This is a genomic window from Methylobacterium sp. 77 (assembly GCF_000372825.1).
In the GTDB taxonomy this organism is placed as follows: Bacteria; Pseudomonadota; Alphaproteobacteria; order Rhizobiales; family Beijerinckiaceae; genus Methylobacterium.
The window spans coordinates 1,018,562-1,038,588 of record NZ_KB910516.1 but is presented as its reverse complement, the minus strand read 5'-3'; the positions used below and the strand labels follow the sequence as shown (position 1 = coordinate 1,038,588).

Sequence of the window (20,027 nt, the reverse complement as noted above, 5' to 3'; positions counted from 1 at the left end):
CCATACAGGAACGAAACGGAAACGTGAAGCGTCGCCGCCCTCGCGGACCGCGTCCTCCCCGTGTTCCTGCACAGCTTGCGCCGATTCCGTTAACGCTGTGTCGTCGGGGTATCGGAGTCGCCTCCGCCCCTCAGGTCCCGACCCGTCCGCCCCCGCGCTTGGTGATGGCGACGATGGCGGGACGGGGCGGCATCGATTCGTCGAAATCCGGCCAGCGGGTGGAGGGGGCCTCGAAGGTGGCGGGCAAGGCTTTCGGATCCTCCTCGTCGGCCTCGCCGGGATGCTGGACGGCGACGAAGAACGTGGTGTCGTCGGGACTGAAATAGGGGCCGCACATCTCGGCGCCGTTCGGCACCCGGAAGAAGTGCTTGGCCGTACCCCGCCCCGGCCCTTGCGTCTCGATCGCCCAGATGCCGTCATTCCGGCCCGTCTTCGAGGGCGAATTCCCGTCGGTGGCGACCCAGAGGCGGCCCTGGCCGTCGATCGAGCAATTGTCCGGCATGCCGAACCAACCGTCCTTCGTCGTCGCCGAGGAGAAGGTGGCGCCGACCGCGGCGATGGAGGGATCGCCGCACCTGACCAGGATCTCCCAGCCGAAGCCCAGGGCCGCGTGGTCCCCATCATCCGGTGTCAGTTCGACGATGTGGCCGAAGCGGTTGTCGGGGCGCGGGTTGGCGGCGTTCACATCGTCCGCTTTACGCTTCACGTTGTTGGTGAGCATGACGTAGACCTTGCCGGTCTTCGGGTTGGCCTCGACATCCTCCGGCCGGTCCATCTTGGTGGCACCGAGGAGGTCGGCGGCGCGACGAGCCTCGATGACGACGTCCGCCTGGGAGCCGAACCCGTTCGCCGGCGTCAATGGGCCTCGCCCGAAGACCAGGGGCATCCACGCGCCGCGCCCATCCGCATCGAACCTCGCCACATGCAGCGTGCCGGAATCGAGGATGTCTCGGTTGGCGCTCCGGTCGGCGACGTTCACCGCCGCATCCGTCACGAACTTGTAAACGTAGTCGAAGCGCTCGTCGTCGCCCTGGTAGACGACGTAAGCCCCGCCCTTCGCGACGATGCCGGCGGCACCCTCGTGCTTGAACCGGCCCATCGCCGTGCGTTTCGTTGGGACGGAGGCCGGATCGAACGGGTCGATCTCCACCACCCAGCCGAAGCGGTTGGGCTCGTTCGGCTCCTTGGAGAGGTCGAAGCGCTCGTGGAAGCGACCCCAGGCATAGGCGTTGCCGGGCAGGCCGAGGCGTTTGTGGTTGCGCGCCTCGGCCGAATCCTCGGCGAGAACACCGGAGAAGTAGTAGTTGATGTTTTCCTCGCAGGTGAGCCACGTCCCCCAGGGCGTGGTGCCGCCGGCGCAGTTGTTGATCATCCCCTTCACCGCCCGGCCCGACGGATCGGCCGACGTCTTCAGCCGGTCGGAGCCTGCGGCGGGGCCTGACAAGGCCATCGGCGTCTCGGCGGTGATGCGGCGGGCGTATCGGGAATCCGGCATCACGGCCCATTTGCCGTCCGTGCGTTTCACCTCGATCACCGAACCGCCATGGGCGGCCATCTCGATGTCGACGAGGTCGCGGTTCATGCCCTTGAAGGCGACGGTCTTGATGTCCTGGCGGCCGAGGCCGGGGAACATCAGCTCTTCATTGGTGTATTCGTGGTTGACCACGAGAAGGCCGTGCGCGGCCGGGTCGTCGGCGCCGGGCATCGGGAAGTAGCCGACGAAGTCGTTGTTGTAGCCGAATTGCCGGGCCTGTGCGGCCGCCGACTGGTTCCGTGGATCGAAGGCGGGCGCGCCGGGCAGGACCGGATCGCCCCAGCGGATCAGGATGTCGGCATCGTGCCCGTCGGCGACGTGGTGATGCACATCGGAGCCCGCTTCGATCTCCGTGAACGGAAACGCCGGCGCCTCCGTCCGAGCCGTCGCGGCCGGGCTGGCGGCGAGTGCCCGAGGCGTCACCACCGCCGCGATGGCGCCGACCCCGAGGAGGCCTCGCAACAGGTCGCGCCGGTCGAACCGGGCAGCGACCACGTCCCCGAAAGTGGCGTTGCGGCTGGTATTGGAGCCGGCATCCTCGCCGTCTTCAGCGGCCTGCGAACGGGTGCGCAGCGGCTCGGTCATCGTCAACTCGTTCTCCGTGGAAGCGGTCGAGGAAGCGTAGGGCGCGGACATGGCGGGTGGATGACGCCAGCAGTCCGGAACCAATCATGATCATGTGCGTTTTCACACCCAATAAGGATGCGATTGGGAGATCGACATGGCGCCGTCCGCAGCTCTGAGCATGGTGCGTCACGACGATCTGATCCGCGCGTCCCAGGCCGCGGGCCATGCCTTTTCCCTGATCGACGATGGCCAGGATGACGGCCCGGCCGCATCGTCCAGGTTGATTACCCTCTCGGCCATCTCGCTCGCTGGGTTCGTCGCAAGCTGCGGAATGTTCCTCGTCTTCGTGTGAGGCTACCCATCACGCCGCGTCGGCGCTTCTGTCCGGCAGTCCGTTCCGGACGGGTCGCCGACATTGATTCCTCCTCGTTCTCCTGAGGTTGGCCCCAGAATTCAGCGACGCTAGGCCCGTTGCTGGTCAAGGGGTCGCGGAGAAAGTTCACGATTCAATAGGGCCATACCCTGCGGCCCATCCGCGTGTACCAGCGCATCGCATGGCGTAGCCCGGCGTCGGGATGGAACAACACCCGCGCCATGGCGCGCGGGCGCGCCTGGACCGCCACCTCGATCAGCTTGAACCACAACAACACCCGCCATGGCGCCATGTGCCGGGTCGCCAGGACCTGATGCTTGTAGTCCCAGCGACGGCGATCGGTCTGGATCACCCTCCGTTCGGCGGCGAGGCCGAAATACGGCGTCCAGCGGTGGGGCGTCACGTAGAGCATCTGGATCTGGTCGGGATCGTAGGAAAGGAGCTGGCGCAGGCCGCGCCAATAATCCCGATCGGTCTCCTCCTCGAACCCGACGACCCAGGTCGCCATGGAGAGAATGCCGTGCTGCCGCAGAAGGCGGATCGCCTCGCGGTCCGTGGTGGTGGTGCCGCCTTTCTTGATGCGGGCGAGCGTCGCCTCGTCGGTGCTTTCCAGTCCGAGGAGGAAGCGCGCCCAGCCGGCTCGTTTGTAGAGGTGCAGGATGTCGGCATCGCGCACGATGTCGTCGGCTCGGGTCGAACCGACCAGGATGAGGCCGACATCCTCCGCGATCAGCGCTTCGAGGAAGATCCGCCACGCCTTCTTCGAGACGGTGGGGTTCTCGTCGGCGAAATTGATGACCCGCACGCCGTGCTCGCGGTGAAGCCGGGCGAGTTCCTTGGCGAAACGCTCGGGGTCGCGGTGTCGCCAGCGGGTCCAGAAGCCGCGCTGGCCGCAATAATTGCAGAGATGCGGGCAGCCGCGGGAGAATTGCACGACGACCGCCCGTAATCCGCCCCAGTAGCTGTAGCGGGCGTGGTCGATCAGCTCCCAGCCGACGCGGTAGGCGTCGAGGTCGCGGATCACGGGGGCGGCTTGAGTGGCATGAGGCCCGTCGCCGCTGCGAAAGGCGATGCCTGGCACGGCCGCGAGGGGGCTTCGTGTAGAGAGGGCGGCCATCAGCCGACGCGCCGTCTCCTCGCCCTCCCCGCGCACGATGGCGGTGACGTAGGGTTCGTCGTGGAGAATCTCGCGCCAATGATAGGTCGGGAACACCCCACCGTAGATGATGGCGAGACCCGGTCGCGCTCTCGCCAGGCGCGAGGCGATGTCGGTGATGACTGGATGGCCCGAGGTCGAGCCGGAATGCCCGAACAGCACGGCATCGGGGCGGAGGGCCAGAGCCTCCGCGACGAGCGCGCCCGGTTCCATGGGGCCGAACTCGCCATCGATCAGGTGCACCTCGTGTCCATCGTCGATGAGCGGGCCGCCGACGGCGAGAAGTCCCAGCGGCGGCAGATGGTCGTCGGGAATCCGGCTGCCGATGGCCGGGTGGGGCACGTTGACGAGGACGATGCGCATGGCTTTCCCTCCCGTGTCACCAGTGATTCAGGCGGCGGCTGACGTGGCGCCGAGCCCCCCGAAGCGGCGGTCGCGGCGCTGGAAGGCGGCGCGCGCCTCGGCGAGGTCGGCGGCGTCGAAATCCGGCCAGTGCCGCTCGGTGAAGTGGAGTTCGGCATAGGCGCTCTCCCAGAGCAGGAAGTCCGAGAGGCGCTGCTCGCCGCTGGTGCGGATCACGAGGTCGACGTCGGGCACGCATGCGTCGCCCGTCACCAGGGCCGAGAAGGCCTCGCGGCCGATGTCTTTCCTGCCGGCGCCGGCGAGCGCGGCGGCGAGAATGGCGTCGCGGGCGGAGTAGTCGATGGCGACCCGCAGGTGCAGCGCCCTCCCCGTCACTGTGGCGGCTTCCACGCGGGCGATGTCGGCGGCCAGGCCCTCCGGCAGGCGGTCGCGCCGGCCGATCACGCTGAGGCGCACGCCGTTCTCGATCAGGCGGGCAATCTCGTTACGCAGGTAGAGGCGGAGTAGCCCCATCAGCGCGGAGACCTCCGTTTCCGGTCGCTTCCAGTTGTCGCAGGAGAAGGCGTAGAGGGTGAGGGTCCCGACTCCCTGTTTCGGCGCCGCCTCCACGACCCGGCGGATCGCCTCGACGCCGGCCTTGTGACCGAGCGCGCGCGGAAGGCCGCGTGCGGTCGCCCAGCGCCCGTTGCCATCCATGATGATCCCGATGTGCAAGCCGGGCGTGCGTTCACTTTGCATTACAAAGCTCCTTGGCAAAAAAAGACGGTTCTCGGGCGTCAGGCCGGACGGGCGACGAGGGGGAGACCGGCGGTCTCGGCGGCTTTGGCCGCGTCCCGCACCACCTGTTCGAGGATGGCGAGATAATCGAGAAAGCGCTGCCGTCCGGCCGGCGTCAGATGGCAGGTGGTCAGCGGGCGGGCGCTTCCAAGACCGTTGGCGAGCCCGGTGCCATGGCCTTTGCGGATATCGACGAGGCCCGCTTCCTGCAGCACCTGAAGATGGCGGCTGAGGTTGCCGTCGGTGAGACCGCAGAGCTGCTTGAGGTCGCCGAAGGCGAGGCCCTTGGGCGCCGCCATCAGCGAGGTGAGGAGGCCGAGGCGGGCCTTCTCGTGGATCACACGGTCGAGGCCGTCATAGGCGAAGGGTGCGTCAGACATCGTTCTCCTCCCGGGCACGGTAGAGGATCACGGCCATGAGGAGCTGGCCGATGGCGAAGGGCAGGCCCATGGTCCAAGGCGAGAGGGCGTGGTCGGCACTTGCCAGCATCAGAACGGCGAGGCCGGCCACCATGTACCAGGCGCCGGGAAGCGCGACGCCCCTGGGCAGCGATCGAACCGAGGCGAAGAGCCCCAGGCTCACCAGCACCTGCCACAGGCCGGGCAGCATCCAGAGGTTCTCCGGTGAGACCCGCACCAGCACCAGGGCGAGGAGCGCGCCGGCCGCTCCCGCCGGCAGGAACTGCTCCGCCGCGTTGATGATCATCGTATCGGCCAGGCCCGCATGGTCGCGCCGCGAGCGGGCCCGCATCTCGGCCCCGATGAGGCCGGCCGACATCAGGGCGGCGGCGATCCATCCGGCGAGGAACACCAGCGGCTGGCCGGTCGGGTCGTCGAGCCAGACATGCTGGGCGAGGGCGGTGCCAAGGGCGAGGACACCCGTCGCGGCGATGGCGGACGGCCCGAACCCGCAGAAAGCGTTGCCACGGGCGAGCTGGGTTCGGATCGCCACGATATCGGCGAGGGCCTTGTCGAGATCGGACATCCGATGCTCCCGGATCAACTTTGTATCGCAAAGTAAGCCGATCCGGCGAACCTTCGCAAGTGCCTTTCGGCACGAAGGCTCGCGGAGCCCGGCTTTCCGTCACTCCTGCGCGAGACGCTCGGTCAAGGCCGGCGACAGGCCGATGCTTTCGAGGGACGGTGCGGGCCGGCCCGGGGGCAATCCGCAGATCGCGGCGGCGATGACCGCCCGGGTGCCCACTTCCACCGAGCACAGGACGGGCACGGGCACCTGCGGCTGGATGCGCTCGGCGAGACCTGCGAGCGCCGCGCCGCCGAGGATCACCACATCCGCCCCATCACGGGTCGCGCAGGCGGTGCAGGCGGCGGCGAGGTCGGAGAGCGCCGCATCGGGGTCGCGCGCGATGCGGTCTCCGGTGGGGGCGATGGTGCGGATGGCGGCGAGCTTGTCGGAGAGGCCGAGCCCGGCCACGAATTCCTCCAGCATCGGTCCCCACAGGGCGCCCCCGGTGACGATGGCGAAGCGCCCTCCCCGCGCAGTTGCGGCGAGGCACGACGCTTCCGCCATTCCCACCACCGGCAAGGGCGAGATCTCGCGCAACGCGCCGAGCCCCGGATCGCCGAAACAGGCGAGGTAGACCGCGTCGCAGCCTTCCGCATGCTCGGCCAGCGCATCGAGGGCGGCATGGGCCGCGATCGCCGAAGCCGCACGGCTGGCGATGTAGCGGGCGCCGAACCGTCCGGTGACCGGAACGATCTCGGCGGTGTCTCCCGCCACCCGGCGCACATGCGCGGTGACGAGACCGGTGACGGACTCGGTCGTGTTGGGGTTGATCAGCAGGATGCGCAACGGGACACGATCTCCGGTCAGGCCTTGGCCGTGACCGGCGTCTTACGCATCAGGACGAGATATATCGAGAAGCCCAAGGCCACGCCGATGAACCAGCTGAAATTCGCGAGACTCCCCAAAGCGGGGATGACGGCGCACAGCGCCGGCACCAATGCCGACGGGATGACGCTCATCACCGCGGCGCGGTTATAGCCGCCATCGTACCAGTACGTGCCGGTCGGGCTCATCGTGTAGAGGTCGTCGACCACCACGTGCTGCTTCCTGACGATGAAGAAGTCGGCGATCAGGATGCCGAAGAGCGGGCCGATGAACGCGCCGAGGATGTCGAGCGTGTAATGGATCACCGCCGGGTTGTTGTAGAGATTCCACGGGGTGATGAAGATCGAGCCCACGGCCGCGATCATGCCGCCCATGCGCCAGCTGATGTGCTGTGGCGCCACGTTCGAGAAATCGAAGGCGGGCGAAACGAAATTCGCCACGATGTTGATGCCGATCGTCGCCGTCATGAAGGTGAAGGCGCCGAGCACCACGGCGTAGGTGTTGTCGATCTTGCTCACGGTCTCCACCGGATCGATGATGAGGTGGCCGAAGACCGGCAGTGTCGACGAGGTCGTGATCACGGTCAGAAGCGAGAAGCCGATGAAGTTCACCGGCAGGCCCCAGAAATTACCGGACTTCACAGCCGGGAACGATCGACCGTAGCGCGAGAAGTCGCCGAAATTCAGCATCGGTCCGGAGAAGTAGGACACGACCAGGGCGACCGCGTTGATCATCACCGGCAGGGCGTCCCAGCCCTGGTACTTCACCTCGCCGAGGGTGAGTCCGACATTGGCGACGCCCGCCTTGGCGACGAGATAGATCGCGAGCGCGATCATCACGACGTAGACGGCGGGCCCGGCCCAGTCGATGAACTTGCGGATCGCCTCCATGCCGCGCCAGAAGACCAGGGCCTGGATCACCCACAGGGTCATGAAGGCGGCCCAGCCGAGGCTGGACAGGCCGGCGAAGCCGAATTGCGTCACATCGGCATAGGGTTTCAGCTCCGGATAGAACCGCAGGGCCACGATCATGAAGGCGCTGGAGGCGAGATAGGTCTGGATGCCGTACCAGGCCACGGCGATGAGGCCGCGGATGATGGCGGGGATGTTGGCGCCCTTCACGCCGAAGGAGGCACGGCAGATCACCGGATAGGGTGTGCCCGTGACCTGGCTCGGCTTGGCTACGAGATTGCAGAAGAACTGCACGATGAGGATGCCGACCAGCAGCGAGATCAGCACCTGCCAGCTCACGAGGCCCAGGGAGAACAGGCTGCCCGCCGTGATGTAGCCGCCGACGCTGTGGACGTCCGACATCCAGAACGCGAAGAAATTGTAGGTGCCCCAGGTCTGGTTCCTGAGAGGGGCCAGATCCTCGTTGGTGAGGCGGTCGTCGTAGCCGGGCTTGATCACCACATCGGCATGGGAGGTCGGAACGGCTCCCCCGGACGCAGCCGGGTCGGCGATCGAGGCACTGTGTGACATCGGCCCGCGTCTCCATGTCGAGAAGACATGCGCCTTCCGATCCGTGCTGGACCAAGCAGGGCATGTGCCATGACGATCCCGTGAAGAGGCCTGTCCGCGCCTCGGCGGCCGTCTCGATCCGCCCGGATAAGCGAGGGTGGCGGCCAAGTGGTCGATTGACAAGACACCTCAAGGCTCTAAGTGTCCGCGCAACGCGTGTGCGCGGCTGGTCGTGTGTTCGAACGGACCTGGAAGCCTAGCCCACGACGATCTTCTCCGCGCGGATCGGTACGAGTTCCCGCGCGCAACGGTTCTCATCAGCATATGTCTTTTGCCGACCTCGGATTGAGCGACAAGGTCCTCCAGGCCGTCACGGCTGCGGGCTACACGGACCCGACGCCGATCCAGGCTCAAGCCATCCCGCACGTTCTGGCGCGCCGCGACGTGCTCGGCATCGCCCAGACCGGGACCGGCAAGACCGCCGCCTTCACCCTTCCGATGCTCACCCTGCTTGAGAACGGGCGGGCGCGCGCCCGCATGCCCCGGACCCTGATCCTCGAGCCGACCCGAGAGCTCGCCGCGCAGGTGGTGGAGAATTTCGACCGCTACGGTGTGAACCACAAGCTCAACGTGGCTCTGATCATCGGCGGCGTCTCCTTCGCCGAGCAGGACGCCAAGCTGATGCGCGGCGCGGACGTACTGATCGCGACCCCCGGCCGTCTGCTCGACCATTTCGAGCGCGGCAAGCTCTTGCTCACCGGCGTCGAGCTTCTCGTCATCGACGAGGCCGACCGCATGCTCGACATGGGCTTCATTCCCGATATCGAGCGCATCGTGAAGATGGTGCCGTTCACGCGCCAGACCTTGTTCTTCTCCGCGACCATGCCACCGGAGATCGAGCGGTTGGCGGACGTGTTCCTGCACAACCCGCAGCGGATCGAGGTGGCGCGTCCCGCCTCCACGGCGGCGACGATCGTGCAAAAGCTCGTGGCGGCGGGGTCGGAGGGCCATGAGAAGCGCGATCTCCTGCGCCGGCTCATTCGCGGCGAGGCCGAGCTCAACAACGGCATCATCTTCTGCAACCGTAAGCGCGACGTAGCGCTGCTGCAGAAGTCGCTGGCGAGCCATGGCTTCAACGTCGCTGCCCTTCATGGCGACATGGACCAGCGCGCGCGCACCGTCGCCCTCGACGGTTTCCGCTCCGGCGAGGTGCCGCTGCTGGTGGCGAGCGACGTCGCCGCCCGTGGCCTCGACATCCCGGCCGTGAGCCACGTCTTCAATTTCGACGTCCCGCACCATCCGGAAGACTACGTGCACCGGATCGGCCGTACCGGCCGCGCCGGCCGCGCCGGCCATGCCTTTACCCTGGTCACCCGTTCGGACGAGCGCTCGGTGACCGCGATCGAGAGCCTGATCGGACAGCCGATTGGATGGGCCGAGGGCGATCTCGGCACCCTGGCGGAGCCGTCGCCGGATGCCGGTGAAGAGACCCGGACGCGGCATCGCGGACGCGGCGGAGATTCCGCGCGACGCTCGCGCGGCGGTGAAAGTGGCCGCTCGGAAGCGGCGAAGCCCGAGGGCAAGCGCTCATCGTCCCGCGAGCGCCAGCCCGCCCGGCGGTCGGAGCCTGCACGGGTCGAGGCCGTCGCAGAGACCGCGGCTCCTGAGGAGGTCGCCGAGACCCCGCGTGAGGCTCCTCGCCGGCGCGAGCCGTCGCGACCGCCCCAGGATCAGCGTCATCAAGATCAGCGTAACCAGGATCATCGCAAGGCGGCTCCCGATCGTTCCCGCGAGGAACGCCGGCCGTCATCACGCCGCCGCGAAGACGAGGACGGTGACACGCCCCTCGGCCTCGGGGAGCATGTGCCGGCCTTTCTTCTGCGTCCAGCCGTGATTAAAAAGGCGAAGTAACGCGTCGATCCCCAAACTGTTCCCGCTACCTTAACCGCATCTCCATCATCGGTCAGGTAGCGTGCGCTCCCAGGCCTTCGATGTCCTCGATGCCGGATCAGGAGCGGGCGGGTTGATGAGCCACGGAAGCTACGGTGACAGGGAGCGGACCTTCGCTCTGGCCGACCGCGCCAACGTGCTGATGCGTGACTACGGCTCCTCGGCGACTCCTCAAGCCTACACCGTCTGGTACACCTACGTATCGGGCGTGCAGCCCCTGATGAACGATGCGATCAAGAGGCTGACCACGGAGAACGGCAGCCTCTCCGACGCCGACGTGGATTCCCTCTACGAGACCTATGTCGACAGCCGCCGCCTCGTCGCCGCGACCGAGCGGATGAGCACGAACATGCTGGCCGAGATCGAGGGTATCATGGAGGTGATGGACCTCTCCCTCGGCTCGACCACGCAATACGGCGAGTCGCTCCAGGCCTTGTCGCGCGATCTCGATGTCTCCGACCAGAACCGCGTCCGCGTGCGCGAGATCATCACGACCCTCGTGTCGACGACCCGGGAAGTCACGGCCAACAATCAGACCCTCGAAGCACGCATGCGGGAGAGCCGCAGCGAGATCGAGACCTTGCGCGAGACGCTGGAAGCGACGCGGCTTGAGAGTCTCACAGATCCCCTCACCGGCCTGTCGAACCGCAAGCATTTCGAGGAGAGCCTGCGCAAGATGGTGGATGGCGCCGCCAGCCAGGCCGTGCCCTCCAGCCTGATCGTCATCGACGTCGATTTCTTCAAGCGATTCAACGACGTCTACGGCCATCTCACGGGCGATCAGGTGCTGCGCCTCGTGGCCATCGTCATGCGCGAGCATCTCAAGGCACGTGCCACCCTCGCTCGTTTCGGCGGCGAGGAGTTCGGAATTCTTCTGCCGGAGACCGACCGTGCCGCAGCCGTCGCGATCGCCGAGAAGGTCCGAGCCAGCGTCATGGGACGCGAGTTGGTGAAGCGGACCACGGGCGAATCGCTCGGCAAGGTGACGATCTCGCTCGGTGTTGCCACGTCGCGACGGGGCGACACCGCCGTGTCGCTGCTCGAGCGCGCCGACCAGTGCATGTTCATGGCCAAGCGCGATGGTCGCAACCGGACCGTGGACGATTCCTGCGTCGCGATGGACGCGCTCACGGCCGTCGCGTGAGTGCCTCCGCAGGCTGAGCCTACTCCGACCTCAGGCGGAAGCGCGGAGCATCTCGGGATTGGCCGGCGTGATCGCGACCGATTCACCGCAGCCGCAGGACGAGGTCTGGTTCGGGTTGTTGAACACGAACTGGGACGACAGCTTCGTCGTCTTGAAGTCCATCTCCGTGCCGAGAAGGAACAGGACCGCCTTCGGGTCGACGAACACCGTCACTCCGCGATCCTCCACCATATCCTCGCCGGGGTTGCGGCCTTCCGCGTATTCCATCGTGTAGGACATGCCGGCGCAGCCGCCGTTCTTCACGCCGACCCTCAGGCCTGCGATGGGCTTGTCGGCATCCGCGATGATGGCCTTGATCCGGTCCGCCGCCGCATCGGTCAGGGACAGGACCTTGAAACTCTTGAGCATGGGTCTCTCCGGCAACCGGGTTCAAGGCCCGGGCGGTTGAGGATGAAGCTACGTCGTTAAGATAAGGATGGCGGAGGCCGCGGTCCACTGCCGTGCGTTGCACCGGGGCCGGCTTCGCCCCGATATCGCGCGCGACGTGATCCCGGAGGTCGGCCTACCACATATCAAGCGCGACGCGGGCCTCGTCCGACATGCGGCTCTGGTCCCACGGCGGATCGAACACCATCGTCACGGCGCAGGATTGCACGCCGGGCACGGCGGCGACCGCCGTCTCGACCCAGCCCGGCATCTCGCCGGCCACGGGACAGCCGGGAGCGGTCAGCGTCATATCGATGGCGACCTTGCGATCGTCGGCGATGTCGACCTTGTAGATCAGGCCGAGCTCGTAGATGTCGGCCGGGATTTCGGGGTCGTAGACGCTCTTCAGCGCCGCGACGATGTCGTCCGTCAGGCGGTCGAGCTCTTCCGGCGGGATCGCCGAGTCGCTGGCGATGGCGGGGGTGTTGGCCCCTCCGGTGATGGCGGCGTCGCTCATAGTGTCGATCCTTCTGACGATGATCGCGGATCGCATCCGATCCGCGATGTTCGCCGCATGAGCGGCGGCGCGCTGTCGCGCTGGCGGCGTCTTGCGCCACCGGATAGGGTTAGGCGAACATCATCTCGGCCTTGGCGAGCGCCTCGGCGAGAGCATCGACCTCGTCCTTGGTGTTATACAGTCCGAACGAGGCGCGACAGGTGGAGGTCGCACCGAATCGCGTCAGCAACGGCATGGCGCAATGGGTTCCAGCCCGGATCGCGACGCCGTAGCGGTCGATCACCGTCGCGATGTCGTGGGCGTGGGCCCCCTTCATCTCGAAGGCGATGACGCCGCCCTTGTCCTTGGCGGTGCCGATCATCCGCACGGAATTCATCGCTCCCAGTCGCTCCTGCGCATAGGCCAGGAGCGAGGCCTCGTGTGCGGCGATTCGGTCGCGTCCGACACCCATCATGAATTCGAGGGCGGCGCCGAGGCCCACCGCCTCGATGATCGCCGGCGTGCCCGCCTCGAAGCGGTGCGGCGGATCGTTGTAGGTGATCGTGTCCTGCGACACGGTTCGGATCATCTCGCCGCCGCCTTGATAGGGGGGCAACCGGTCCAGCCATTCCTTCTTGCCGTACAGCACGCCGATGCCGGTCGGGCCGTAGACCTTGTGGCCGGTGAAGACGAAGAAGTCGCAATCCAGCGCCTTCACGTCGATGGGCTGGTGGACCGCGCTCTGCGCCCCGTCGAGGAGCACCGGCACCCCGTGGGCATGGGCGATCCGCACGATCTCGGCGGCCGGCGTCACCGTGCCGAGCACGTTCGACATGTGGGTGATCGCCACCATCTTGGTCCGGGGCGTGAACAGTTTTTCGTAGTCCTCGACGAGGAAGTTGCCGGCGTCGTCCACCGGCGCCCACTTGATCACGGCACCGCGCCGCTCGCGCAGGAAGTGCCAGGGCACGATGTTGGAATGGTGCTCCATGATCGAGAGGATGATCTCGTCCCCCTCCCCGATCAGGCCGGCCCATCCCATGGACGAGGCCACGAGGTTGTAGGCCTCGGTGGCATTGCGGGTGAAGATGATCTCGTCGGTGGACTCCGCGTTGAGGAATTGCCGCGTGGTCTCGCGCGCGCCCTCGAACCCTTCCGTGGCGGCATTCGCCATGAAGTGCAGCCCGCGATGGACGTTGGCGTAGCCCGTCTCCATGCAGTTCACCATGGCGTCGATGACGGCGCGCGGCTTCTGCGACGAGGCCGCATTGTCGAGATAGACCAGCGGCCGGCCGTAGACCGTCTGGGAGAGAATCGGGAACTGGGCCCGGATCGCCTCGACGTCGTAGGGCTGGGTGAGAACGGGTGCGTTCATGGCGAAACCTGTTGGAGGTCCAGCGTGCGCGACCCTCCCCCCTCTGCGGGGGAGGGTGCCTCGCGGAGCGAGGCGGGAGAGGGGCGGCGCTGCCCTTCGATGGCTTGCTCGATCCTGCTCATCACAGCGCCGAGATTGTCGAGGACGAGGTCGTTCGGGAAGCGCAGGACTTGGAAGCCTTGCTTGGCGAGCCAAAGGTCGCGCTGGGCATCATGGTTTTTCCGCGCTTCGGTTTCATGTGGTTCGCCATCGAGTTCGATGACCAGCCGCGCCGAGACACATTGGAAATCGACGATGTAGGGCGCGATTGGAACCTGCCGCTTGAACTTATGACCGTTGAAGCGGCGACCTCGGACTTGCTCCCAGAACAGGGCTTCCGCCCGGGTCATCAATCGGCGCTGCTCGCGCGCGAAGGATCGCAGGTGGGGCGCGATGTCGTTCAGCCTCGGCGGCGGCTCCATGGATCGTGTTCCTTTACCGTCGTGCGGGTCCTTCTCCCCTCTGCGGGAGAAGGTGGCCCGCGTCAGCGGGTCGGATGAGGGGAGCGCGCGATCCGGAATCGTCGCTCCCCTCTCCCGCCTGCTCCGCAGGCACCCTCCCCCGCAGAGGGGGGAGGGTTTTTTCTCCCCCCCGCGCCGCGAGCCAGGCCTCGATGGTGCCGACCAGCGCCTCGCGCGCGCCCTCGTGGCTGACCGCCTCGACAGCCGCGCCGAGGAAGGCCTGGACCAGCAGGCTCTCGGCCTGGGCCTTCGGCAGCCCGCGCTGCATCAGGTAGAACAGCAGATCCTCGTCGAGCGCGCCGCAGGTGGCGCCGTGGCCACAGGCGACGTCGTCGGCGAAGATCTCCAGCTCGGGCTTGTTCATCATCTGCCCTTCGTCGGACAGGATGAGGCAGGCGGACATCATCTTGCCGTCGGTCTGCTGGGCAGCCTGCTGGACGATGATCTTGCCCTGGAACACGCCCGTGGCTTCACCGTCCACCACGGTCTTGAACAGCTCTCGGCTGAGCCCGCCCGTGGCCGCATGATCCGCCAGGAAGGTGGTGTCGGCGAGCTGCCGGCCGTTGAGCATGGCCGCGCCGTTGACGACGGCCTTGGCGTCCGCCCCCGCGAAGCTCAGGTAGACCTGATGGCGCGAGAGGACGCCGCCGACGACGACGTTCACCGTCTCGATCGAGGCGTCCGCCCCGAGCTTCGCCGACAGGGTCGAGAGCGCCACGGCCTCGCGGCCCTCGGCGTTGAGGCGGGCGTGGCGGAAGGTGGCCTTGTCGGCGATCACGACGTCGAGGGCATCGTTGGGCTGGAAGGCGACGCCGTCCGGTCCTTCATGCGATTCGAGGATCGTGATCTCGGCGCCCTCTCCCAGCACCACCAGGGTGCGGGTGGCCGTGGAGAAAGCCTCCGAGCCGGTGGCGATGAAGCGCAGGTGCAGAGGCGCATCGACCTGGGCGCCGGCCTCCACCGCGATCAGCGCGCCATCCGCCAGGAAGGCGGTGTTGAGCTGATAGATCGGATTCTCGGAGGCCTGACGCACCGGCGTCAGCTGGTCGAGGAGCGCATGGCCCTCGGTGAGCGCCTGGGTCAGCGGGGTCACGGTGACGCCGGCCGGGATGCGGCCGAGGTCGGAGAGGTCCGCGATCAGGTGGCCGTTGACGAAGGTGAGGCGCGCGGCCTCGATTCCGGCAAAGCCCTTGGCCTCGGCGACGGCAGCCTTCGCCACCTCCGCCGTCGGCATCTCGGCCGGATGCGCCGCATCGCGGAACGCGCTGCGAAGGTCGGTGTACTTGAAGGCTTCGACGCGGCGGGTCGGCAGGCCGACCGCCTCGAAGTAACGGAAGGCCTCCTCGCGGGCGATCGAGACGCCCGTGGGGTACTTCATTCTGGTGGCTTCGAAGAGCTTGGAGAGCCCGGTCTCGGCCGCGGAGCGGAGCGGAGTGATGTCGGCCATCTCAGGCGGCCTCGTCCGTGCGGTACTCGGCATAGCCGGAGGCTTCGAGTTCGAGCGCCAGTTCCTTGCCGCCCGACTTCACGATGCGGCCCTGCGACATCACGTGGACCACGTCCGGCACGATGTGGTTGAGGAGGCGCTGGTAGTGGGTGATCACGAGGAACGAGCGCCCCTGCGCCCGCAGCGCGTTCACGCCCTCGGAGACGATGCGCAGGGCATCGATGTCGAGGCCGGAATCGGTCTCGTCGAGGACGCAGAACTTCGGCTCCAGCAGGGCCATCTGCAGGATCTCCATGCGCTTCTTCTCGCCGCCGGAGAACCCGACATTGAGGGCGCGCCGAAGCATTTCCTTGTTGATCTCCAGCTTCTCGGCTGCCGCATTCACCTTGCGGATGAAATCGGGGGTCGAGAGCTCGCCCTCGCCGCGCGCCTTGCGCTGGGCGTTCAGGGTCGCCTTGAGGAAGGTCATGGTGCCGACGCCCGGGATCTCCAGCGGGTACTGGAAGGCCAGGAAGACGCCGGAGGCGGCGCGCTCGTCAGGCGACATTTCGAGGATGTTCACGCCATCCAGCAAAATCTCGCCGTCGAGGACTTCGTAATCCTCCTTTCCGGCGATGACGTAGGACAGGGTCGACTTGCCCGAGCCGTTCGGCCCCATGATGGCGGCGACCTCGCCGTCGTTCACGGTGAGGTTGAGGCCGTTGAGGATCTGCTTGTCCTCGATGGCGACCACGAGGTTCTTGATTTCGATCATTGCAGCGTAGTCCTAAGTCTCGAATCGTTGGATCGCGAACCCTCCCCCCTCTGCGGGGGAGGGTGTCTGCGGAGCAGGCGGAAGAGGGGCGACCTCTCCGGAAAACGCGCTCCCCTCACCCGACCCGCTTCGCGGGCCACCCTCTCCCGCAGGGGGAGAGGGGAAGTGCGCGCTGGATGTGGTTGCGCCGGCTCAGCCCACCGAGCCTTCGAGGCTGATCGAGATCAGCTTCTGGGCCTCGACGGCGAACTCCATCGGCAGCTGCTGCAGCACGTCGCGGACGAAGCCGTTGACGATCAGCGCGGTCGCCTCCTCGTTGGAGAGGCCACGCTGCTGGCAGTAGAACATCTGGTCTTCCGAGATCTTCGAAGTGGTGGCCTCGTGCTCGAACTGGGCGCTCGAATTCTTGGACTCGATGTACGGCACGGTATGCGCGCCGCACTGGTCGCCGATCAGGAGCGAGTCGCAATTGGTGAAGTTGCGCGCGCCCGTCGCCTTCCGGTGCGCCGAGACGAGGCCCCGGTAGGTGTTCTGCGAACGCCCGGCCGAGATGCCCTTCGAGATGATCCGGCTCGTCGTGTTCTTGCCGAGATGGATCATCTTGGTGCCGGAATCGACCTGCTGCATGCCGTTCGACACCGCGATGGAGTAGAACTCACCCCGCGAATTGTCGCCGCGCAGGATGCAGGAGGGGTACTTCCAGGTGATCGCCGAGCCGGTCTCGACCTGCGTCCACGAGATCTTCGAGTTATTGCCCCGGCAATCGCCGCGCTTGGTCACGAAGTTGTAAATGCCGCCCTTGCCCTCGTTGTCGCCCGGGTACCAGTTCTGCACCGTCGAGTACTTGATCTCGGCGTCATCGAGAGCGACGAGCTCGACCACGGCGGCGTGGAGCTGGTTGTCGTCGCGCTTCGGGGCGGTGCAGCCCTCCAGATACGAGACGTAGCTTCCCTTGTCGGCGATGATCAGCGTGCGCTCGAACTGGCCGGTATCGCGCTCGTTGATGCGAAAATAGGTCGAGAGCTCCATCGGGCAGCGAACGCCCGGCGGAATGTAGACGAACGAGCCGTCGGAGAAGACGGCCGAGTTCAGGGTCGCGAAGAAGTTGTCGGTCACGGGCACGACCGAGCCGAGATACTTCCGCACGAGGTCTGGGTATTCGCGGATGGCCTCCGAAATCGGCATGAAGATCACGCCGGCCTTCGACAATTCCGCCTTGAAGGTGGTGGCGACCGAGACCGAATCGAACACCGCGTCGACGGCGACCCGGCGCTCGGGGGCGATGCCCTCCAGCACCTCGACCTCACGCAGGGGAATGCCGAGCTTCTCGTAGGTCTTCAGGATTTCCGGGTCGATCTCGTCGAGGGACATCGCCGCCGGTCGCTTGGGCGCAGCGTAGTAGTAGATGTCCTTGTAATCGACCTTGTCGTACTCGACGCGGGCCCATTCGGGCTCCTTCATGGTTTGCCAGCGCTTGTAGGCGTCGAGACGCCAGGCCAGCATCCATTCGGGCTCGCCCTTCTTGGCCGAGATGAAGCGCACGACGTCCTCGGAGATGCCCTTCTCGGACTTCTCCATCTCGATCGTGGTCTCGAACCCGTACTTGTACTGGTCGAGGTCGATCGAGCGGACCCGATCGATGGTTTCCTGCACTGCAGGCATTGCACGTCTCCTGACCTACACCGGCGTCAAGGGCCGGGGGTTTTCGCGAGAGGATGGCTTGGGATGTGCAGCGCTTCAGGCCGCCTGCCCTCGCCGTTGATATAGGGTCGCCGCATGCCGTTCGAAGGCCGCGAGGAAGCGTGACCCGTCGCTTTCCGTGCTGTTCCAACCGAAACTGACGCGGAGCGCCCCCGCAGCCAGCGCGGGGCTCACCCCCATCGCCGCCAGAACGGGTGAGCGGGAAACCTTGCCGGACGAGCAGGCCGACCCGGACGAGATCGCGATGCCGGCGAGATCCAGCGCCATCAGTGCGGTCGCCGCATCGAGGCCAGGTACGGCAAAGCACAGGGTGTTGGGAAGGCGCGGTGCACGGCTCCCGAACACCACGGCATCCGGGGCGATCCGGAGCAGGGTGGCCTCGACCGCGTCACGCAGGCCTGCATCGTTTCCGGCGAGCTGCGCCATGGCGATGCGCGCGGCTTCGCCGAGGCCGACGAGGCCCGGCAGGTTCTCCGTGCCGCAGCGCTGGCGCGCCTCCTGACCGCCGCCACGCAGAAACGCCTGTTCCAGCGTGACGCCCTCGGCGAGAACGATCGCGCCGGTGCCCTTCGGCGCAGCGAATTTGTGGCCGGACAGGGTCAGCGCGTCGAGGCCGAGTCCCTCGAAATCCAGGGGCATCTTCCCCACGGCCTGCACCGCGTCGCTATGGACCAGCGCGCGACCATGCGCCCTGGCGAGGGCAACGATCTCGGCCAGGGGCTGGATCACCCCGGTCTCGTTGTTGGCGGCGTGAACCGAGATCAGCACCGCCTCGTCGCTCAGGCGGTCCAGGCTCCGTTCCAATGCGGAGAGATCGAGGACGCCGGCCCCGTCGACTGGCACGATCTCGACGGCTCCCGATGAGAACCGGTGCCCGGCGGCGACGCAAGGATGCTCGGTCGCGCTCATCAGAAGACGCGTCGGCGCAGGATGTCCGACTTTCGTCAATGCGCCCGACAGGACGGCATTCGCCGCCTCGGTGCCGCCGCTGGTGAAGACGATACGGCCCCGGCCGGCCCCGACAAGGGTGGCGAGATGGTCGCGCGCCGCCTCCAGTGCAGCCTTCGCCGCACGACCCTCACGATGGATCGACGAGGGGTTGCCCGGCAATTCCAGCGCGCGCGCGACCGCAGCCGCCACCTCCGGACGAACCGGAGATGTCGCGTTGTGGTCGAGATAGGCGCGCGAAATAGTCATGCGTTGGTCAAGGCCCGAACCGACATTTCCTTGCTCTTGCCCCCCGTCATCATGCTAAGGCGCCGGCACGACACGTCTTCGCCAAGCGCCGAGCTTCGTGGGGCGACCGATCCGAGTTCTCTCGATACGATCTAGTTTAGAATAGTTCTAATGACCTAGAATTATTCTAAGAGCGTTTTTAAGAGTGCGGCGCAGCGAGTCAAGGCGCGTTGGCCGACAGGATGGGTTGCGTTCACCGAGCGGCGCCAGGAGTTTTGGAAAGACCATGCCCGAAGTCATCTTCACCGGCCCCGCCGGCCGTCTCGAAGGGCGCTACCAAGCTCCCAAGAAGAAGGGCGCGCCAATCGCGATCGTGCTGCATCCGCACCCCCAGTTCGGGGGAACGATGAACAATCAGATCGTGTACAATCTTTTCTACACCTTCGCCAATCGCGGCTTCGCCGCTCTGCGGTTCAATTTCCGCGGTGTCGGCCGCAGCCAGGGCGCGTTCGACCACGGTACGGGCGAGCTTTCGGATGCCGCCTCGGCCCTCGATTGGGTGCAGTCGGTCAACCCGGAGGCGCGGGCCTGCTGGATCGCCGGTGTCTCGTTCGGTTCGTGGATCGGCATGCAGCTGCTGATGCGCCGTCCCGAGATCGAAGGTTTCATCTCGATCGCGGCCATGGCCAACCGCTACGACTTCACCTTCCTCGCCCCCTGCCCGTCCTCCGGCCTGTTCGTGCACGGCTCCGAGGACCGCGTAGCTCCGGCCCGCGAGGTGATGCCGGTGATCGAGAAGGTGAAGACCCAGAAGGGCGTCATCATCGAACACCAGATGGTGGAAGGCGCCAACCACTTTTTCGACGGCAAAGTCGACGAGCTGACCCAGACGGTCGACACCTATCTCGACAAGCGGCTCGGTCCGAAAGACCAGGCGGGCTGAGGCCGGCGGCTTCGTTCGGAGCGATCTCGGGCGT

18 protein-coding genes and 1 pseudogene are annotated in these 20,027 nt (G+C 66.6%); 4 read left to right on the top strand and 15 right to left on the bottom strand.

Going from position 1 to position 20,027, the window contains the following annotated elements; genetic code table 11:
• Positions 1–130: 130 nt before the first annotated feature.
• Positions 131–2,119, bottom strand: a complete 1,989-nt coding sequence (locus A3OK_RS0104820) for a PhoX family phosphatase (RefSeq protein ID WP_026596945.1) — start codon at positions 2,117–2,119, stop codon at positions 131–133.
• Positions 2,120–2,255: 136 nt separating this feature from the next.
• Between A3OK_RS0104820 and A3OK_RS0104815 the strand changes: the two genes are divergently transcribed.
• Entirely contained in the window at positions 2,256–2,453 is a 198-nt protein-coding gene (locus A3OK_RS0104815; protein ID WP_019903802.1) for a hypothetical protein, read from the top strand.
• Here A3OK_RS0104815 and bchE read toward each other — a convergent pair.
• The 6 genes and pseudogenes from bchE to A3OK_RS0104785 form a co-directional block, all read right to left on the bottom strand.
• Positions 2,386–3,993 (bottom strand): annotated as a pseudogene (bchE, locus tag A3OK_RS22350) (magnesium-protoporphyrin IX monomethyl ester anaerobic oxidative cyclase). The gene A3OK_RS0104815 and the pseudogene bchE overlap by 68 nt on opposite strands.
• Before the next feature lie 27 nt (positions 3,994–4,020).
• Positions 4,021–4,731 carry a di-trans,poly-cis-decaprenylcistransferase gene (locus tag A3OK_RS0104805; protein ID WP_019903800.1) on the bottom strand — a complete coding sequence of 237 codons (711 nt, stop codon included), beginning with the start codon at positions 4,729–4,731 and terminating at the stop codon, positions 4,021–4,023.
• A gap of 38 nt (positions 4,732–4,769) precedes the next feature.
• Positions 4,770–5,150: a transcriptional regulator gene (locus A3OK_RS0104800; RefSeq protein ID WP_019903799.1), complete on the bottom strand. Its 381-nt coding sequence runs from the start codon at positions 5,148–5,150 to the stop codon at positions 4,770–4,772.
• Positions 5,143–5,754, bottom strand: a complete 612-nt coding sequence (locus tag A3OK_RS0104795) for a hypothetical protein (RefSeq protein ID WP_019903798.1) — start codon at positions 5,752–5,754, stop codon at positions 5,143–5,145. The genes A3OK_RS0104800 and A3OK_RS0104795 overlap by 8 nt, the downstream gene beginning before the upstream one ends.
• Positions 5,755–5,853: 99 nt before the next feature.
• Positions 5,854–6,582: an aspartate/glutamate racemase family protein gene (locus A3OK_RS0104790; protein WP_019903797.1), complete on the bottom strand. Its 729-nt coding sequence runs from the start codon at positions 6,580–6,582 to the stop codon at positions 5,854–5,856.
• Between the two features lie 17 nt (positions 6,583–6,599).
• Positions 6,600–8,102 carry an NCS1 family nucleobase:cation symporter-1 gene (locus A3OK_RS0104785; protein WP_019903796.1) on the bottom strand — a complete coding sequence of 501 codons (1,503 nt, stop codon included), beginning with the start codon at positions 8,100–8,102 and terminating at the stop codon, positions 6,600–6,602.
• A gap of 303 nt (positions 8,103–8,405) precedes the next feature.
• Here A3OK_RS0104785 and A3OK_RS0104780 point away from each other — a divergent pair, with 303 nt between their 5' ends.
• On the top strand, positions 8,406–9,992 hold the full coding sequence (locus A3OK_RS0104780; RefSeq protein ID WP_019903795.1) for a DEAD/DEAH box helicase: 1,587 nt from the start codon (positions 8,406–8,408) through the stop codon (positions 9,990–9,992).
• A gap of 115 nt (positions 9,993–10,107) precedes the next feature.
• Positions 10,108–11,175, top strand: coding sequence for a GGDEF domain-containing protein (locus A3OK_RS0104775; protein ID WP_019903794.1), 1,068 nt, complete (start codon positions 10,108–10,110; stop codon positions 11,173–11,175).
• A gap of 30 nt (positions 11,176–11,205) precedes the next feature.
• Here the strand turns inward: A3OK_RS0104775 and A3OK_RS0104770 are convergent, their stop codons facing one another.
• The 8 genes from A3OK_RS0104770 to A3OK_RS0104735 all read right to left on the bottom strand — a co-directional run bounded on the left by A3OK_RS0104770 (position 11,206) and on the right by A3OK_RS0104735 (position 19,071).
• The gene (locus A3OK_RS0104770; protein WP_019903793.1) at positions 11,206–11,583 is read right to left on the bottom strand and encodes an iron-sulfur cluster assembly accessory protein; all 378 of its coding nucleotides are present in this window, start codon (positions 11,581–11,583) and stop codon (positions 11,206–11,208) included.
• A 154-nt stretch (positions 11,584–11,737) separates the two neighbouring features.
• Entirely contained in the window at positions 11,738–12,118 is a 381-nt protein-coding gene (locus A3OK_RS0104765) for an SUF system Fe-S cluster assembly protein (protein WP_019903792.1), read from the bottom strand.
• 109 nt (positions 12,119–12,227) lie between these two features.
• Entirely contained in the window at positions 12,228–13,472 is a 1,245-nt protein-coding gene (locus tag A3OK_RS0104760) for a cysteine desulfurase (protein ID WP_019903791.1), read from the bottom strand.
• Positions 13,469–13,933: an endonuclease domain-containing protein gene (locus tag A3OK_RS0104755; protein ID WP_019903790.1), complete on the bottom strand. Its 465-nt coding sequence runs from the start codon at positions 13,931–13,933 to the stop codon at positions 13,469–13,471. Before A3OK_RS0104755 ends, A3OK_RS0104760 begins: the two co-directional genes overlap by 4 nt.
• 13 nt (positions 13,934–13,946) lie before the next feature.
• Entirely contained in the window at positions 13,947–15,419 is a 1,473-nt protein-coding gene (gene sufD / locus A3OK_RS0104750; RefSeq protein WP_019903789.1) for a Fe-S cluster assembly protein SufD, read from the bottom strand.
• Between the two features lies 1 nt (position 15,420).
• A complete protein-coding gene (gene sufC, locus A3OK_RS0104745) occupies positions 15,421–16,173 on the bottom strand; it encodes a Fe-S cluster assembly ATPase SufC (protein WP_019903788.1) in 753 nt (250 codons plus the stop codon).
• A 192-nt stretch (positions 16,174–16,365) separates the two neighbouring features.
• On the bottom strand, positions 16,366–17,835 hold the full coding sequence (sufB, locus tag A3OK_RS0104740; RefSeq protein ID WP_019903787.1) for a Fe-S cluster assembly protein SufB: 1,470 nt from the start codon (positions 17,833–17,835) through the stop codon (positions 16,366–16,368).
• A 75-nt stretch (positions 17,836–17,910) separates the two neighbouring features.
• Complete coding sequence (locus tag A3OK_RS0104735) at positions 17,911–19,071, bottom strand: cysteine desulfurase family protein (RefSeq protein WP_019903786.1); 1,161 nt, start codon at positions 19,069–19,071, stop codon at positions 17,911–17,913.
• Positions 19,072–19,336: 265 nt separating this feature from the next.
• Between A3OK_RS0104735 and A3OK_RS0104730 the strand changes: the two genes are divergently transcribed.
• Positions 19,337–19,993 carry an alpha/beta hydrolase gene (locus tag A3OK_RS0104730; protein ID WP_019903785.1) on the top strand — a complete coding sequence of 219 codons (657 nt, stop codon included), beginning with the start codon at positions 19,337–19,339 and terminating at the stop codon, positions 19,991–19,993.
• Positions 19,994–20,027: the final 34 nt, after the last annotated feature.

Bases quoted from the DNA above. Each gene is read 5' to 3' on its own strand.
- sufB (WP_019903787.1), bottom strand. From the start codon at position 17,835: ATGCCTGCAGTGCAGGAAACCATCGATCGGGTCCGCTCGATCGACCTC.
- A3OK_RS0104765 (WP_019903792.1), bottom strand. From the start codon at position 12,118: ATGAGCGACGCCGCCATCACCGGAGGGGCCAACACCCCCGCCATCGCC.
- sufD (WP_019903789.1), bottom strand. From the start codon at position 15,419: ATGGCCGACATCACTCCGCTCCGCTCCGCGGCCGAGACCGGGCTCTCC.
- A3OK_RS0104775 (WP_019903794.1), top strand. From the start codon at position 10,108: ATGAGCCACGGAAGCTACGGTGACAGGGAGCGGACCTTCGCTCTGGCC.
- sufC (WP_019903788.1), bottom strand. From the start codon at position 16,173: ATGATCGAAATCAAGAACCTCGTGGTCGCCATCGAGGACAAGCAGATC.
- A3OK_RS0104820 (WP_026596945.1), bottom strand. From the start codon at position 2,119: ATGACCGAGCCGCTGCGCACCCGTTCGCAGGCCGCTGAAGACGGCGAG.
- A3OK_RS0104735 (WP_019903786.1), bottom strand. From the start codon at position 19,071: ATGACTATTTCGCGCGCCTATCTCGACCACAACGCGACATCTCCGGTT.
- A3OK_RS0104815 (WP_019903802.1), top strand. From the start codon at position 2,256: ATGGCGCCGTCCGCAGCTCTGAGCATGGTGCGTCACGACGATCTGATC.
- A3OK_RS0104805 (WP_019903800.1), bottom strand. From the start codon at position 4,731: ATGCAAAGTGAACGCACGCCCGGCTTGCACATCGGGATCATCATGGAT.
- A3OK_RS0104770 (WP_019903793.1), bottom strand. From the start codon at position 11,583: ATGCTCAAGAGTTTCAAGGTCCTGTCCCTGACCGATGCGGCGGCGGAC.
- A3OK_RS0104780 (WP_019903795.1), top strand. From the start codon at position 8,406: ATGTCTTTTGCCGACCTCGGATTGAGCGACAAGGTCCTCCAGGCCGTC.
- A3OK_RS0104800 (WP_019903799.1), bottom strand. From the start codon at position 5,150: ATGTCTGACGCACCCTTCGCCTATGACGGCCTCGACCGTGTGATCCAC.
- A3OK_RS0104755 (WP_019903790.1), bottom strand. From the start codon at position 13,933: ATGGAGCCGCCGCCGAGGCTGAACGACATCGCGCCCCACCTGCGATCC.
- A3OK_RS0104795 (WP_019903798.1), bottom strand. From the start codon at position 5,754: ATGTCCGATCTCGACAAGGCCCTCGCCGATATCGTGGCGATCCGAACC.
- A3OK_RS0104760 (WP_019903791.1), bottom strand. From the start codon at position 13,472: ATGAACGCACCCGTTCTCACCCAGCCCTACGACGTCGAGGCGATCCGG.
- A3OK_RS0104785 (WP_019903796.1), bottom strand. From the start codon at position 8,102: ATGTCACACAGTGCCTCGATCGCCGACCCGGCTGCGTCCGGGGGAGCC.
- A3OK_RS0104730 (WP_019903785.1), top strand. From the start codon at position 19,337: ATGCCCGAAGTCATCTTCACCGGCCCCGCCGGCCGTCTCGAAGGGCGC.